The following is a 15,427-nucleotide window of genomic DNA, read 5'->3' on the forward strand; positions in this document are numbered from 1 at the left end:
AGTCAACAATCAGCGGCGATTGTAACGCCTCCTTGCGCAAACTGTTACCTGCCTGGGTCAAGTCCGCGGCGGTTCAGTGCGCGCAAAGCTGGCGCGCTGGAACAACGCATCCACCAGCTTCACCAGCTGCGGCCGGGTGGCGCACCAGCCGGGCGCTACCCGACGAAAGTTCAGATAAGCAATGGCGCAGGCCGTGGAAATGGTCGCCAGATTAACCTCGTCGCCGCGCAGCGTTCCGTCTGCCGCGCAGGCTTCCAGCCTGTCGAGACCGCGAGCCACTTTCTCCCGCTGGCGGAGCAGTTCTTGCTCTGACTGTTGCGCGCCCGGGCGAGCCTTTTCACGCACCAGCGCCTGGGCGGCCTCCATCACGCCATCCGCCAGCGCCTCTAGCTGGCGCATCCTGAGAGCGGCTCTGGGGTCGGCGGGGATCATCGGCGGCGCCACGCCCAGCAGCTCCAGATACTGGGCGATGACCGGGGAGTCAAACCAGCACTCACCGTCGTCCGTCACCAGCGCCGGTACCTTGCCCAGCGGGTTATAGCGCGCCACACCGTTGCTTTCGCTGTAGGGGGATTCGTTGACAAACTCAAAAGGGATGCGCTTTTCCAGCAGGATCACCGATATTTTGCGCACAAAGGGACTGGTGTAGCTGCCGATCAGTTTCATAGCCTGCTCCTTATCGCCAACAAATTATCGCCAACAAAGATATGAGTATGGCTCAGGGCAGGACAAAAGGCAGGTGAGCGTCCGGCTCAACCTGCCGCCGATCGCATTAATGATCGAGATAGAGGTAGTGCATCCAGCTGGTCATCCGCAGCAGCACTTTACGCATCACCGAAACGTGGGCGAAATGGTCGGAGTAGACCGCCACCTGCGCATAGATGCCATCGGGTAGTGCATCGATTTCGGCATTCGGATCGAGCTCAATGGTCGCCAGCACGCCATCGCTGCCCGGCGTCACGGTCAGCGACTGCAACGCCCCCTGCGCCTGATAGGTTCCCCCCGGCACCACCGGTAAAATGCTCACCAGTTTGCCGTGGAATACCTGTCCGGGCAGGGCGTTAAACACCGCTTCCGCGTCGTCGCCTTTCTCCAGCCTTAACAGGGAATTTTGCCGAAACTGGGCGACGATCAGCCGTTTTTGCTCGGGGATAAACACCATCGCCGGACGCAGCGGCAGCGAGGCGGCATAGGTCCCCGGACGGATCAGCACCTGGGTGATATACCCATCGCTTGGCGCCCGCACGGTGGTCTGATCGAGATTATATTTCGCCTCCGCCAGCTGGGCGCGCAGGCTGGCCACTTGCGACTGCTCGCCGTTGATCATGCTGTCCAGCTGGCTCTGGATCTGCGCCTGCTCCGCCACCGACGCCTTGACCAGCGCGTCCTGGGCAAGGTAATTCTGCCTGGCGTTATCGATGTCGCTTTCCGAGAACGGGTTCACCCGCGCCTGGCTCCCTTTCAGGTAGCGCTGATAGTCCTTGTATAAGCGATCGCGTTCCGCCGACACGCGGGTGGTGTTGGCCTGGGCTTCAGAGAGCTGCGCTTTGAGGGTGTTAATACTGTGCAGCGCCGTCACCAGGTCGGCCTGCAGACGGTCGACCCGCGCCTGATAGCGCGCCGGGTCAATAGTAAAAAGCACCTCACCCTTTTTGACGCGCTGATTCGCTTTGTCGGTGACGCTGTTAACCACTCCGGTAACCTGCGGCGTAATAGGAATAGATATCACCGCCTTTTGCGCCAGAAAGGTGTAAGGGTGGTTATAGTTCATTAATAAAATAAGCGCGCTAACAATAAATACACCCCCCAGCGCCGCGGTAGGTACCGTCCATTTATTTACCGGTATTTTGAAGATTTTAAATATCGACCAGGCGATGGCCACGTAGGTCAAAATTATCAACAGATCCATAGATTATTTCTCCGCCGCAGAGGTGGACTGCGGCCGCTGGATGGCCGCCACCTGGTGTTCAAGGTCGCTCAGTCGTTGGCGAAGCTGTTGTATATCGGTCTCTTTTTCAGGTTCGTCAGGGGCCGTATTCGCCTTATGCTGCATGCCCCAGCCGCGCTCAGGCTGGTACAACGTGGCCCAAATCCATAAAAACGGCCATATTACGTGGAGAGTAAAAAGACTGACCCATCCGGCGACATGAATAGCATCGGAATGAGGGTGGTTGCGTTTTTTGGCGATCAAATAAGGAATATCGTGAATAATGATAATCCCATAAAAAATGACCAGAAAAACGAAGATCAGAACGCCCAGCGCAAAATAATTGAGAAACATAATTCCCTCGGCTTTACGCTAATAATTTATATGAATTTTATTCACGACCCACTGACATTCGGGCCGCTATTTTGAGCATAATTCACGCCTTTCATTTTTGCCATCCGGCGTAAAAAAGTTATTCGGCAGTTAAGGTTGCTTAGTTACAGAGCCATCTCGCCCTGGCCGCAAAACCGGGCCGAGATCACAGCGGCAAAAATCCACCGTGAAATTCTTTGTGATCAAAATCACAAACAAACAACAAAACCACGAAACAAAATTGTGACAAATATCACACAAAAAGGCAGATCAGCGGCTAAAAAGGCGCTGTGTTGTTTTTTTACACAGGAATTATGTGATCAGCATCACTACAAAAAGCGCTTTGCCCCCTATATTCATGTGATCCGTATCACACAAAAGGGCGCTGGCTGGACAGCTAAACGATTCAGTGCCAGATTTCGCACTATCAATCAGGGCCCGGCTACCTCTGCCGCCACATTAACAACAAACCTCGGGCTTTAAGCCTGCGCTATACGCAAAACAGAAGAAGGGGTGTTTTATGTCATCCGATATCAAGATCAAGGTGCAAAGCTTTGGTCGTTTCCTCAGCAATATGGTGATGCCGAATATCGGCGCGTTTATCGCGTGGGGTATCATCACCGCGCTTTTCATTCCGACAGGGTGGTTGCCAAACGAAACGCTGGCGAAGCTGGTCGGTCCGATGATCACCTACCTGCTGCCGCTGCTGATCGGTTACACCGGCGGTAAATTAGTCGGCGGCGAACGTGGTGGCGTGGTCGGGGCGATCACCACCATGGGCGTTATCGTCGGCGCGGATATGCCGATGTTCCTCGGCTCAATGATTGCCGGCCCGCTGGGCGGCTACTGCATCAAGAAGTTCGATAACTGGGTAGACGGTAAGATCAAATCCGGTTTTGAAATGCTGGTGAATAACTTCTCCGCCGGCATCATCGGGATGATCCTCGCCATTCTGGCCTTCCTCGGCATTGGCCCGGCGGTCGAAGTTCTGTCGAAAATTCTGGCGGCTGGCGTTAACTTTATGGTGGCGCACGACATGCTGCCGCTGGCGTCTATCTTCGTCGAACCGGCAAAAATCCTGTTCCTTAACAACGCCATCAACCACGGTATCTTCTCGCCGCTGGGTATTCAGCAGTCCCACGAGCTGGGTAAATCCATCTTCTTCCTGATTGAAGCTAACCCGGGTCCAGGGATGGGCGTTCTGCTGGCGTACATGTTCTTTGGCCGCGGCAGCGCAAAACAGTCTGCAGGCGGGGCGGCTATCATCCACTTCCTGGGTGGTATCCATGAAATCTACTTCCCGTACGTGCTGATGAACCCGCGCCTGATCCTGGCCGTTATCCTCGGCGGGATGACCGGTGTCTTCACCCTGACTATCCTCAATGGCGGTCTGGTTTCCCCGGCTTCCCCGGGTTCCATTCTGGCGGTACTGGCGATGACGCCGAAAGGCGCCTACTTCGCTAACATCGCCGCGATTATCGCAGCGATGGCGGTCTCCTTCGTGGTCTCTGCGGTTCTGCTCAAGACCAGCAAAGTCAAAGAAGAAGACGATATCGAAGCCGCAACGCGTCGTATGCATGACATGAAAGCGGAATCCAAAGGCGCCAGCCCGCTGGCGGCCGGCAATGTCACCAACGACCTGAGCCATGTGCGTAAAATCATCGTCGCCTGCGACGCCGGGATGGGTTCCAGCGCCATGGGCGCCGGGGTACTGCGCAAGAAAGTGCAGGATGCCGGGCTGAGCAACATCTCGGTCACCAACAGCGCAATCAATAACCTGCCGCCGGATGTTGACCTGGTCATCACCCACCGCGACCTTACCGAGCGCGCCATGCGCCAGGTGCCGCAGGCGCAGCATATTTCGCTGACCAACTTCCTCGACAGCGGTCTGTACACCAGCCTGACCGAGCGCCTGGTCGCGGCCCAGCGCCACATCGACAACGAAGTCAAAGTCACCGATAGCCTGAAAGACAGCTTTGACGATACTAACAACAACCTGTTCCAGCTGGGCGCGGATAACATCTTCCTCGGTCGCAAAGCAGCCACCAAAGAAGAAGCCATTCGCTTCGCCGGTGAGCAGCTGGTGAAAGGCGGCTACGTCGAGCCGGAATATGTGCAGGCGATGCTGGATCGCGAAAAACTGACCTCGACCTATCTCGGCGAGTCCATCGCGGTACCGCACGGCACCATCGAAGCGAAGGACCGCGTGCTGAAAACCGGCGTCGTCTTCTGCCAGTACCCGGAAGGCGTGCGCTTCGGTGAAGAAGAAGATGAAGTCGCGCGTCTGGTCATCGGCATCGCCGCTCGTAATAACGAGCACATTCAGGTTATCACCAGTCTGACTAACGCGCTGGATGACGAAACCGTGATTGAGCGCCTGGCGAAAACCACCAGCGTCGACGAAGTTCTGGCGCTGTTAAATAAATAATCAGCGCTATCCAACCCTCTCCTTTGGGAGAGGGTTGGGGTGAGGGGAAAGGCCTCACCCCAGCCCTCTCAGGTGAAAACATTAATTGAAGGTTAATACTATGAAAGCATTACATTTTGGCGCAGGTAATATCGGACGTGGCTTTATCGGTAAATTGCTGGCCGACGCGGGCATCGAACTGACGTTTGCCGATGTCAATCAGACCGTACTTGATGCCCTGAATGCCCGTCATAGCTATCAGGTTCACGTCGTCGGTGAGAATGAGCAGGTGGACACCGTCTCCGGCGTCAATGCCGTCAGCAGCATCGGCGATGAGGTTGTGGACCTGATCGCTGAGGTGGATCTGGTCACCACCGCCGTCGGTCCCGTCGTGCTCGAGCGCATCGCGCCAGCGATCGCCAAAGGGCTGGCGCAGCGCAAAGCGCAGGGCACCGAACGCCCCCTGAACATCATCGCCTGCGAAAATATGGTGCGCGGCACCACGCAGTTAAAAGGCCACGTGTTTAACGCGCTGGCGGAAGAAGATAAAGCGTGGGTGGAAGCGCATATCGGCTTTGTCGACTCTGCCGTTGACCGTATTGTGCCGCCATCGGCTTCCGCCACTCATGACCCGCTGGAAGTCACCGTGGAAACCTTTAGCGAATGGATTGTCGATAAGACTCAGTTCAAGGGCGCGCTGCCGACTATCCCGGGGATGGAATTAACTGATAACCTGATGGCATTTGTCGAACGCAAGCTCTTCACCTTGAACACCGGGCATGCTATAACCGCCTACCTCGGAAAACTGGCGGGCCATCAGACGATTCGCGACGCGATCCTCGACGAGAAAATTCGTGCCGTCGTGCAGGGCGCGATGGAAGAGAGCGGCGCGGTGCTGATCAAACGTTACGCCTTTGACCCGCAGAAGCACGCGGCTTATATCCAGAAAATACTTGGCCGTTTCGAGAACCCGTACCTGAAAGACGATGTTGAGCGCGTTGGCCGTCAGCCGCTGCGCAAACTGAGCGCTGGCGACCGTTTAATTAAGCCGCTGCTGGGTACACTGGAATACGGGCTGCCGCACCGCAACCTGGTGAAAGGGATTGCGGCGGCGATGCATTTCCGTAGCGAAGACGATCCGCAGGCGCAGGAGCTGGCGGCACTGATCGCCGACAAGGGGCCGCAGGCCGCGCTGGCGCAGATTTCCGGCCTGGATGCCGCAAGTGATGTCGTCGCGGAGGCCGTTAACGACTACAACGCGGAAAAATGATGCACAACCTGGCGCGACCAACGTCGCGCCCATTACGACTCCTGTCAGATATGCAGGCAATGATGGAAGAAACACAAGCATTTGAAAACCGTGTGCTTGAGCGTCTGAATGCTGGCAAAACCGTACGAAGCTTCCTGATCGCCACCGTCGAGCTGTTAACGGAAGCGGTCAATATTCTGGTGCTTCAGGTGTTCCGTAAAGACGACTACGCGGTGAAATACGCCGTCGAGCCCTTGCTGGAGGGCAGCGGGCCGCTCGGCGATCTCTCTGTACGCCTGAAGCTGATTTATGGCCTTGGGGTGATAAGTCGTGCCGAATATGAAGACGCTGAGCTGCTGATGGCCCTGCGCGAAGAGCTTAACCACGACGGCAATGAGTACAGCTTTACCGACGACGAAATTATCGGTCCGTTCGGCGAGCTGCACTGCGTCGCCGCCCTGCCGCCAACGCCGCAATTTGATGACAGCGATGCCGAACTGCTGGCAATGCAGAAACTGCGTTACCAGCAGATGGTGCGCTCAACGATGGTGCTGTCCCTGACTGAGCTGATTTCACGAATCAGCTTAAAAAAAGCCTTTCAGAAATCAACGCTCTGATTCCGGTTCCGTCTGGTCGCAGGTCGGCCGGTAAAGCTGACGATAATATTCCAGACGCTGCAGGAACAACGCTTCCTTATCCTGAGGAATGTCTCGCGGTACATGCTGCAGACGCGGAGACTTTTTCAAATACTCCATAAACGCCTGACTGGAAGCCATAAAATCAACCGCTTTGTCGATTAAACGTGGTACGCCGTCGCCGATCTTTGCCATCACGTCCTCCTTTTGGGAATAATCTGATTAAGCATTAGCCAATTCACCAGCGTGGGTTAAGGAAAACGTGCTTATCTGCCGACAGGCTTCACAGAAATGAAATTAGAACGGGTATTAGGCGGAATATTAATAAAATTCAAATTATTAGCGATAAATGATATTGCATTCCGCGGGCGACAAACGGCGAATTTTTGATAAATAGCTATCAACAATAGCGGTCACGGCACATACTATAGGCGAATGAAGCCCCTTTATTAACAGATCAAATCACCATGAAAGAAGTCGAAAAGAATGAAATCAAGCGTCTGAGCGATCGTCTCGACGCCATCCGCCACCAGCAGGCCGAGCTGTCGCTGGTGGAAGCCGCCGATAAATATGCTGAACTGGAAAAAGAAAAAGCCACTCTGGAAACGGAGATTGAACGTCTGCGTTCCGTCCAGAGCCAGAAGCTGAGCAAAGAGGCGCAGAAACTGATGAGCCTGCCGTTCCGCCGCGCGATTACCAAAAAAGAGCAGGCCGATATGGGCAAGCTGAAGAAAAGCGTTCGCGGCCTGGTGGTTGTCCATCCGATGACCGCCCTGGGCCGGGAAATGGGTCTGAAAGAGATGACCGGTTTCGCCCGCAGCGAATTTTGATCCCCAGCCCTCTCCGTACGGAGAGGGCTATTCTGTCTTCACTCCCCCCACATTTTTACCTTCAGCCGGGTCGATTGGTCCAACCAATAATTTCATCCACCCCCTGGCAGTTCACAAATCCGTCAAAACCCATCACAAACACGTTGCTTAAGAGTAACATCTGATTAACCATTCATTGTCATCAACCCTGATACCCTTAATTGGCCGGGCCAATTTTACTTTCGGTGGGATCGGCAATGAGCGCAGACTCAGCCCTCCTCTCCTGGCGGCCCGATGGAGACCCTGCATGAATCTCTGGCAACAAAACTACGATCCCGCCGGTAATATCTGGCTATCCAGTCTTATCGCATCGCTACCGATTCTGTTTTTCTTTTTTGCGCTGATTAAGCTCAAACTGAAAGGCTACATCGCTGCCACCTGGACCGTCGCAATCGCGCTGGTCGTTGCCTTGCTGTTCTATAAAATGCCGGTGGACCGCGCCTTAGCCTCGGTGGTCTACGGCTTCTTCTACGGCCTGTGGCCTATCGCGTGGATTATTATCGCCGCGGTCTTCGTCTATAAAATCTCGGTGAAGACCGGACAGTTCGACATCATCCGCTCATCGATTCTGTCGATTACGCCGGACCAGCGCCTGCAGATGCTGATCGTCGGCTTCTCGTTCGGCGCCTTTCTCGAAGGGGCGGCGGGTTTCGGCGCACCGGTCGCGATTACCGCCGCGCTGCTGGTTGGTCTCGGGTTTAACCCGCTGTATGCGGCTGGCCTGTGCCTGATCGTCAACACCGCGCCGGTGGCCTTCGGCGCGATGGGCATCCCGATTCTGGTCGCCGGCCAGGTGACCGGTATCGATAGCTTCGCCATCGGCCAGATGGTGGGCCGCCAGCTGCCGTTCCTGACCATTATCGTGCTGTTCTGGATCATGGCGATTATGGACGGCTGGCGCGGCATTAAAGAGACCTGGCCGGCGGTGATAGTCGCAGGCGGTTCGTTCGCTATTGCCCAGTACCTCAGCTCGAACTTCCTTGGCCCGGAGCTGCCGGATATCATCTCGTCGCTGGTCTCCCTGGTCTGTCTGACCCTGTTCCTCAAACGCTGGCAGCCGGTACGCATCTTCCGCTTCGGCGATCTCGGCGCCTCGCAGGTGGATATGACGCTGGCCCGCACACGCTACACGGCGGGACAAGTGATCCGCGCCTGGTCGCCGTTCCTGTTCCTGACCGCCACCGTGACCCTGTGGAGCGTGCCGCCATTCAAAGCGCTGTTCGCTCCTGGCGGCGCGATGTATGACTTCGTTATCAATATTTCGGTACCATTCCTCGACAAAATGGTTGCCCGTATGCCGCCGGTGGTTAGCGCCGCGACGCCCTACGCCGCGGTGTATAAATTCGACTGGCTGTCGGCAACCGGCACCGCCATTCTGTTCGCCGCCCTGCTGTCCATCGTCTGGCTGCGCATGAAGCCGAAAGATGCGCTGACCACCTTCGCCGGGACGCTGAAGGATCTGGCGCTGCCGATCTACTCTATCGGCATGGTGCTGGCGTTCGCCTTTATCTCTAACTATTCCGGGCTGTCGTCGACCCTGGCCCTGGCGCTGGCCCATACCGGCCACGCGTTTACCTTCTTCTCGCCGTTCCTTGGCTGGCTGGGGGTATTCCTGACCGGTTCGGACACCTCGTCTAACGCCCTGTTCGCCGCGCTGCAGGCAACGGCGGCGCAGCAGATTGGCGTCTCCGATATTCTGCTGGTCGCGGCTAATACCACCGGCGGCGTTACCGGCAAGATGATTTCCCCGCAGTCGATCGCCATCGCCTGCGCCGCGGTAGGCCTGGTGGGCAAAGAGTCGGATCTGTTCCGCTTTACCGTCAAACATAGCCTGATCTTCACCTGCATGGTGGGGCTGATCACCACGCTGCAGGCCTACGTTTTAACCTGGATGATCCCGTGATAGTGATGCCTAAACGCCTGGCCGACGACGTGGCGCGTCGCGTCCGGGCGCTGATTGAAGAACAACAGCTGGAGGCGGGCATGCGACTGCCCGCCGAGCGCCAGCTCGCCGCCCAGCTCGGCGTCTCACGCAATTCCCTGCGCGAAGCGCTGGCGATGCTGGTCAATGAAGGGGTGCTGTTGAGCCGTCGCGGCGGCGGCACCTTCGTCCGCTTTCAGCATGAGCCGTGGTCAGAGCAAAACATCGTCCAGCCGCTGAAGACGCTGCTGGCCGATGACCCGGACTACAGCTTCGATATCCTCGAAGCCCGCCACGCCATCGAAGCCAGCACCGCGTGGCACGCGGCGATGCGCGCCACCGACGCCGATAAAGAAAAAATTCGTCTGTGCTTTGAAGCGACCCAGAGTGAAGACCCGGATATCGCCTCGCAGGCGGATGTCCGCTTTCACCTGGCGATCGCCGAAGCCTCGCATAACGTGGTGCTCCTGCAAACCATGCGCGGCTTTTTCGACCTGCTGCACTCCTCCGTTAAGCAGAGCCGCCAGCGCATGTATCAGGTGCCGCCGGTGTTTGCCCGCCTGACCGAACAGCACCAGGCCGTCATGGAGGCGATTGTCGCCGGCGACGCCGAGGCGGCGCGCCAGGCGATGATGGGCCACTTAGGCTTTGTCCACGCCACCATCAAACGTTTTGATGAAGACCAGGCCCGCCAGGCGCGAATTACCCGCCTGCCCGGTGACCACAATGAAAATTCCAGGGAGAACTCGTGATGATTATTTCCGCCGCCAGCGACTATCGCGCCGCCGCACAGCGTATCCTGCCGCCGTTTCTGTTCCACTATATTGACGGCGGCGCCTACGCCGAACATACCCTGCGCCGCAACGTCGAGGACCTTTCCGATGTAGCCTTGCGCCAGCGTATTTTGCGCAATATGTCGGACCTGAGTCTGGAAACGACGTTATTCAACGAGAAGCTGGCGATGCCGACGGCGTTGGCGCCGGTCGGGCTGTGCGGGATGTACGCCCGCCGCGGCGAAGTGCAGGCCGCCGGCGCGGCGGACGACAAAGGCATTCCGTTCACCCTCTCTACCGTTTCCGTCTGCCCGATCGAAGAGGTCGCCCCGACCATCAAGCGCCCGATGTGGTTCCAGCTGTATGTCCTGCGCGACCGCGGCTTTATGCGCAATGCGCTGGAGCGCGCCAAAGCCGCGGGCTGCTCGACGCTGGTCTTTACCGTCGATATGCCGACTCCCGGCGCCCGCTACCGCGACGCCCATTCTGGCATGAGCGGCCCGAACGCCGCCCTGCGCCGCTACTGGCAGGCCGTCACCCATCCGCAGTGGGCGTGGGACGTCGGCCTTAACGGTCGCCCGCACGATCTGGGCAATATCTCCGCCTATCTCGGCAAACCGACCGGGCTTGAGGATTACATTGGCTGGCTGGCGAATAACTTCGATCCGTCGATTTCATGGAAAGACCTGGAGTGGATCCGCGATTTCTGGGACGGTCCGATGGTGATCAAAGGGATCCTCGATCCGGAGGACGCCCGCGATGCGGTGCGCTTCGGCGCTGACGGCATTGTCGTCTCCAACCACGGCGGCCGCCAGCTCGATGGCGTGCTCTCCTCGGCCCGCGCCCTGCCGGCAATTGCCGACGCGGTGAAAGGCGACATCACTATTCTCGCCGACAGCGGCATCCGTAACGGGCTCGACGTGGTACGGATGATCGCTCTGGGCGCCGACAGCGTGCTACTGGGCCGCGCTTACCTGTACGCCCTGGCGACCCACGGTAAGCAGGGCGTGGCGAATCTGCTGAACCTCATCGAGAAAGAGATGAAAGTGGCGATGACCCTCACCGGGGCGAAAAGTATCCGTGAAATCAGCCGTGATTCGCTGGTGCAGAACGCCGAAGCGCTGCAGACCTTCGATGCGCTGAAGCAGAATAACGCCGCGTAATTCTCCACGTTTTCCCTTACGCCGCCCCTCTCCCTCAGGGTGAGGGTTCGCCAAATATCTGCTATTCTGCCCCCCGCAATTAAGGGGGCAGTATGCTGAACATCGTGTTATTCGAACCAGAGATCCCGCCGAACACCGGGAATATTATCCGCCTGTGCGCCAACACGGGCTTCAGTCTGCATATCATTGAGCCGATGGGCTTCACCTGGGACGATAAACGCCTGAGACGCGCCGGACTGGACTATCACGAGTTCACTGCCGTGCAGCGCTATGCGGATTACGCGGCGTTTGTCGCCAGCGCGCAGCCGCAGCGTCTGTTCGCCCTGACCACCAAAGGCACGCCTGCGCACAGCGCAGTGAGCTATCAGGACGGCGATTTCTTGATGTTTGGCCCGGAAACCCGCGGTCTGCCGGCCAGCATCCTCGATGCCCTGCCGCCGGAGCAGAAAATCCGTATTCCGATGATGCCGGACAGCCGCAGTATGAACCTGTCAAACGCGGTGTCGGTGGTGGTGTATGAAGCCTGGCGCCAGCTGGGGTATCCTGGCGCGGTCTTGCGCAGCTAACCTGAGCGGTTCCCGGATTACGGCGCGTTGCGCCTTATCCGGGCTACATTTCTGTGCTTAGCAGCGGCAAATGGCAATACATCAAATCCCGTCGCCGTACTCGAAGGTGTGGTGGATGCCGTTGAAATGCTGATCCATATCCATCGCCGGCTTGTCGCTCTCCGGCTTGCCGACGATACGCGCCGGTACGCCCGCCGCGGTGGTGTGCGGCGGAACCGGCTGCAATACCACCGAACCGGCGCCAATCTTCGCGCCACGCCCGACTTCAATATTGCCGAGGATCTTCGCCCCGGCGCCAATCATTACGCCTTCGCGAATTTTCGGATGACGGTCGCCGCTGGTTTTACCGGTCCCGCCGAGGGTGACCGACTGCAGAATAGAGACGTCATCTTCAATCACCGCCGTTTCGCCGACCACAATGCCGGTGGCATGGTCGAGCATGATCCCGCGGCCGATTTTCGCCGCCGGGTGGATATCCACCTGGAAAGAGACGGAGACTTGATTTTGCAGGAAAATCGCCAGCGCGCGTCGCCCCTGAGTCCACAGCCAGTGGCCGATACGATAGGCCTGCAGGGCATGGAAACCCTTCAGATAGAGCAACGGCGTGGAGTATTTATCCACCGCCGGGTCGCGCGTGCGCACCGCCTGAATATCGCAGGCGGCGGAGGCGATCATTTCCGGATCGGCGGCGTAGGCCTCTTCCACCACTTCGCGAATGGCGATCGCCGGCATAATCGGGGAAGCCAGCTTGTTGGCCAGCATATAGCTCAGCGCGCTGCCGAGATTTTCATGCTTGAGTAGCGTTGCGTGGTAAAAACTGGCGAGCATCGGCTCACAGTCAGCCAAAGCCCGGGCTTCGGCTTTAATATTATTCCAGACGATATCCAGTTCTTCACACGGCATTGCATACTCCAGGCGATATAGTAATGACCTGCCAGTTCTGCGCTGGCAGGGTCATTCAGGTGACAAAGGAAAGCTAATTGCTACTGCGCTCGTCCTTGCGGGCGCGACCCAATAAGGTCAATGCTGCCTCGCGCGCAATTTTTCCGCAATACAATACCTGATAAATTTCCTCGGTTATTGGCATTTCGACACCTAAACGCTGTGCCAGAACGCGAACTTCCTTGGTATTGCGGTAGCCTTCAACCACCTGGCCAATCTTGTCCTGGGCGCTCTGCACGTCCATACCCTGGCCGAGCATCATGCCGAAGCGACGGTTACGGGACTGGTTGTCGGTGCAGGTGAGCACCAGGTCACCGAGGCCGGCCATGCCCATAAAGGTTTCCGGATCGGCGCCCAGCGCCGCGCCGAGGCGGGACATTTCCACCAGCCCACGGGTAATCAGCGCCGTACGCGCATTGGCGCCGAAGCCGATGCCATCCGACATACCTGCCCCGATGGCAATGACGTTTTTCACCGCGCCGCCGAGCTGCACGCCGATAAAGTCCGGGTTGATGTAGACGCGGAAGCTTTTGCCGCAGTGCAGTAGGCGCTGAAGGTCCTCCGCAAACTGCGGATCCGTGGCCGCCAGCGAAATCGCCGTCGGCAGGCCGGCGGCCAGCTCTTTGGCGAAGGTTGGCCCCGAGATCACCGCCAGCGGAATATCATCGCCCAGCGCTTCACGCGCCACGTCCTGCAGCAGACGGCCGGTTTCGGCCTCCAGGCCTTTGGTGGCCCACACCAGCCGCGCGTCGGAACGCATCAGCGGTTTAATCTGGCGTAACACCTGACCGAATACATGGCTCGGCACCACGACAAGGATGTCGCGGCTGGCGGCCAGCGCGGTGGCCAGGTCGCTCTCAAGATGCAGCGTATCCGGGAAAGGCACATCGGGAAGGAACGCGGCGTTGCAGCGATCGTGTTGCAGCGTCGCGATATGTTTCGGGTCATGGCCCCACAGCACAACGTGGTGGCCATTTCTTGCCAGGGTGATGGCAAGAGCGGTGCCGTAAGAGCCGGCACCGATCACAGTCATTGCAGCATTAAGTGCGTTCATCAGGCATCCTGATGTTGTTCAGCACCTTCGCCAGCCTGCTGCTGCAGATAGTTCATGAACAGCGCGTCGAAGTTCACTGGCGCAAGGTTAAGTTGCGGGAAGGTACCGCGGGAAACCAGGCTGGTGATGCACTCGCGCGCGTACGGGAACAGAATGTTCGGGCAGTATGCGCCGAGGCAGTGCGCCATCTGGGTGCCTTCGATGCCGTCGATGGAGAAAATACCGCCCTGCTGTACTTCACAGAGGAACGCGGTTTCTTCGCCCAGCGCAGCGGTCACGGTCACACGCAGCACCACTTCATAAACGCCTTCAGCCAGCTGGGTGGAGGCGGTATCCAGATCAAGTTTAACTTCCGGCTGCCAGTCTTTCTGGAAAACTTGCGGCGCGTTCGGCGCTTCAAAAGAGATATCTTTGGTATAGATACGCTGGATCTGGAAGGTCATTTCGGTGCTGTTTTGTTCTGACATAGTAAAACCCTTTCGTGTTGTCCTTAAATACGCGCTTCCGCCAGGGAAAGCGCGCAAAAATTAGCGCAAGAGGGGATCAAGTCCACCACGTGAATCAAGCGCATACAAGTCGTCACAGCCGCCAATGTGCTGCGCATCAATAAAAATCTGCGGAACCGTCGTCCGTCCGCTGCGCTGGATCATCTCCTCACGCTTCGCGGCATCGCCATCGATCGGCAACTCATGGAACGTTACGCCTTTGCTGTTCAGCAGCGCTTTCGCGCGGATGCAGAACGGGCAGGTCGCTTTGGTGTAGATCTCAATATTGGCCATGACTTCACTCCTGTTGTTACCCTGAGGGTTTTACGCCGCAGCCTGTGTTCCCTTCACGTCAGGCATGAAGGAGAAAACGCGGCGGCATCACCACGCGAGGTAAGTTATTTGCCGCGTACCAGAGGGAGGTTTTCGCCGCTCCAGCCAGCAATGCCCTCTTTCAGTACAAAGACTTTTTCAAACCCGGCTTTGTTCAGCGCGCTGGCGGGCTCTTGCGCCTGCATGCCGGAACCGTCTACCACAATAATGGGTTGCGATTTGTGTTTTTCCAACTCGCCGACGTTATTGGCTTTGATATCGCTGGGCAGCAGGTTAATAGCGCCGGCAATATGGCCTTTACGGAAATCGTCACGCTGACGCAGGTCGACCACCACCGCATCTTCTTTATTGATAAGACGCGTCGCTTCACCACGGGTGATGACTTTAACTTTCGACATCAGCCCCTTGAAGGTGGTGAACACTACCGCACCCAGCAGCGCGATCCACGCGATGCTCAGGACCGGGTGACGGCCGATGAATTGCATAATTTCTTGCATGGGGGGTTACAACTCCCGACTAAGTGAGAAAAAAACCAGGAAAGGAGTATACCTGTGCCTTGCGGCAATTACAGCCAGTGAGCGCGATGTAATGTATTTTCTGCGGGCGGTGGCGAAAAAAAGCCGCTCTCGCTGACCCGGCGCGGCCCGGCCGCTCCCTTTCTTTGATCTTTCACGGGGATTTAAACGATTCAGCTGTAGTAAAATTACGCAAAATTTCTGTCTTTGAGCATG

At 57.5% G+C, this 15,427-nt stretch carries 17 protein-coding genes; 8 read left to right on the forward strand and 9 right to left on the reverse strand.

From position 1 onward, the window contains the following. Positions 1 to 57: 57 nt before the first annotated feature. The 3 genes from BHE81_RS18110 to BHE81_RS18120 form a co-directional block, all read right to left on the reverse strand. On the reverse strand, positions 58 to 666 hold the full coding sequence (locus tag BHE81_RS18110) for a glutathione S-transferase (RefSeq protein WP_004145238.1): 609 nt from the start codon (positions 664 to 666) through the stop codon (positions 58 to 60). A gap of 106 nt (positions 667 to 772) precedes the next feature. Then, complete coding sequence (locus BHE81_RS18115) at positions 773 to 1,909, reverse strand: HlyD family secretion protein (RefSeq protein WP_149888817.1); 1,137 nt, start codon at positions 1,907 to 1,909, stop codon at positions 773 to 775. Positions 1,910 to 1,912: 3 nt separating this feature from the next. Continuing rightward, on the reverse strand, positions 1,913 to 2,281 hold the full coding sequence (locus BHE81_RS18120; protein WP_004152044.1) for a DUF3302 domain-containing protein: 369 nt from the start codon (positions 2,279 to 2,281) through the stop codon (positions 1,913 to 1,915). Between the two features lie 538 nt (positions 2,282 to 2,819). Here BHE81_RS18120 and mtlA point away from each other — a divergent pair. From mtlA to mtlR, 3 genes are all read left to right on the forward strand, one after another. After that, positions 2,820 to 4,727 carry a PTS mannitol transporter subunit IICBA gene (gene mtlA, locus BHE81_RS18125; RefSeq protein ID WP_002922397.1) on the forward strand — a complete coding sequence of 636 codons (1,908 nt, stop codon included), beginning with the start codon at positions 2,820 to 2,822 and terminating at the stop codon, positions 4,725 to 4,727. A 100-nt stretch (positions 4,728 to 4,827) separates the two neighbouring features. Continuing rightward, complete coding sequence (gene mtlD / locus BHE81_RS18130) at positions 4,828 to 5,976, forward strand: mannitol-1-phosphate 5-dehydrogenase (RefSeq protein ID WP_004145239.1); 1,149 nt, start codon at positions 4,828 to 4,830, stop codon at positions 5,974 to 5,976. Further along, positions 5,976 to 6,572 (forward strand): mannitol operon repressor MtlR, encoded by a 597-nt coding sequence (gene mtlR / locus BHE81_RS18135; protein ID WP_002922401.1) that lies wholly within the window; start codon positions 5,976 to 5,978, stop codon positions 6,570 to 6,572. Before mtlD ends, mtlR begins: the two co-directional genes overlap by 1 nt. Here mtlR and BHE81_RS18140 read toward each other — a convergent pair. Next, positions 6,561 to 6,785: a hypothetical protein gene (locus BHE81_RS18140; RefSeq protein ID WP_002922402.1), complete on the reverse strand. Its 225-nt coding sequence runs from the start codon at positions 6,783 to 6,785 to the stop codon at positions 6,561 to 6,563. The genes mtlR and BHE81_RS18140 overlap by 12 nt on opposite strands. Positions 6,786 to 7,057: 272 nt before the next feature. Between BHE81_RS18140 and BHE81_RS18145 the strand changes: the two genes are divergently transcribed. From BHE81_RS18145 to trmL, 5 genes are all read left to right on the forward strand, one after another. Further along, complete coding sequence (locus tag BHE81_RS18145; RefSeq protein WP_002922410.1) at positions 7,058 to 7,420, forward strand: YibL family ribosome-associated protein; 363 nt, start codon at positions 7,058 to 7,060, stop codon at positions 7,418 to 7,420. Between the two features lie 286 nt (positions 7,421 to 7,706). Beyond that, on the forward strand, positions 7,707 to 9,362 hold the full coding sequence (gene lldP / locus BHE81_RS18150) for an L-lactate permease (RefSeq protein ID WP_002922413.1): 1,656 nt from the start codon (positions 7,707 to 7,709) through the stop codon (positions 9,360 to 9,362). After that, positions 9,359 to 10,132, forward strand: a complete 774-nt coding sequence (gene lldR, locus BHE81_RS18155; RefSeq protein ID WP_002922415.1) for a transcriptional regulator LldR — start codon at positions 9,359 to 9,361, stop codon at positions 10,130 to 10,132. The genes lldP and lldR overlap by 4 nt, the downstream gene beginning before the upstream one ends. Next, positions 10,132 to 11,316 carry an FMN-dependent L-lactate dehydrogenase LldD gene (gene lldD / locus BHE81_RS18160; RefSeq protein ID WP_002922420.1) on the forward strand — a complete coding sequence of 395 codons (1,185 nt, stop codon included), beginning with the start codon at positions 10,132 to 10,134 and terminating at the stop codon, positions 11,314 to 11,316. Before lldR ends, lldD begins: the two co-directional genes overlap by 1 nt. Positions 11,317 to 11,408: 92 nt before the next feature. Beyond that, positions 11,409 to 11,882, forward strand: coding sequence for a tRNA (uridine(34)/cytosine(34)/5-carboxymethylaminomethyluridine(34)-2'-O)-methyltransferase TrmL (trmL, locus tag BHE81_RS18165; protein WP_004181521.1), 474 nt, complete (start codon positions 11,409 to 11,411; stop codon positions 11,880 to 11,882). An 81-nt stretch (positions 11,883 to 11,963) separates the two neighbouring features. Here trmL and cysE read toward each other — a convergent pair whose 3' ends face one another. The 5 genes from cysE to BHE81_RS18190 form a co-directional block, all read right to left on the reverse strand. Next, positions 11,964 to 12,785, reverse strand: coding sequence for a serine O-acetyltransferase (gene cysE / locus BHE81_RS18170; protein WP_002922426.1), 822 nt, complete (start codon positions 12,783 to 12,785; stop codon positions 11,964 to 11,966). A 73-nt stretch (positions 12,786 to 12,858) separates the two neighbouring features. Beyond that, on the reverse strand, positions 12,859 to 13,878 hold the full coding sequence (gene gpsA / locus BHE81_RS18175) for an NAD(P)H-dependent glycerol-3-phosphate dehydrogenase (protein WP_002922427.1): 1,020 nt from the start codon (positions 13,876 to 13,878) through the stop codon (positions 12,859 to 12,861). Then, on the reverse strand, positions 13,878 to 14,345 hold the full coding sequence (secB, locus tag BHE81_RS18180; RefSeq protein ID WP_002922428.1) for a protein-export chaperone SecB: 468 nt from the start codon (positions 14,343 to 14,345) through the stop codon (positions 13,878 to 13,880). The genes gpsA and secB overlap by 1 nt, the downstream gene beginning before the upstream one ends. A 60-nt stretch (positions 14,346 to 14,405) precedes the next feature. Next, on the reverse strand, positions 14,406 to 14,657 hold the full coding sequence (gene grxC / locus BHE81_RS18185; RefSeq protein ID WP_002922429.1) for a glutaredoxin 3: 252 nt from the start codon (positions 14,655 to 14,657) through the stop codon (positions 14,406 to 14,408). Positions 14,658 to 14,761: 104 nt separating this feature from the next. Beyond that, positions 14,762 to 15,193: a rhodanese-like domain-containing protein gene (locus BHE81_RS18190; RefSeq protein ID WP_002922436.1), complete on the reverse strand. Its 432-nt coding sequence runs from the start codon at positions 15,191 to 15,193 to the stop codon at positions 14,762 to 14,764. Positions 15,194 to 15,427: the final 234 nt, after the last annotated feature.

Origin of the sequence: Klebsiella sp. AqSCr, from assembly GCF_008452795.1 — a bacterium.
In the GTDB taxonomy this organism is placed as follows: Bacteria; Pseudomonadota; Gammaproteobacteria; order Enterobacterales; family Enterobacteriaceae; genus Klebsiella; species Klebsiella pneumoniae.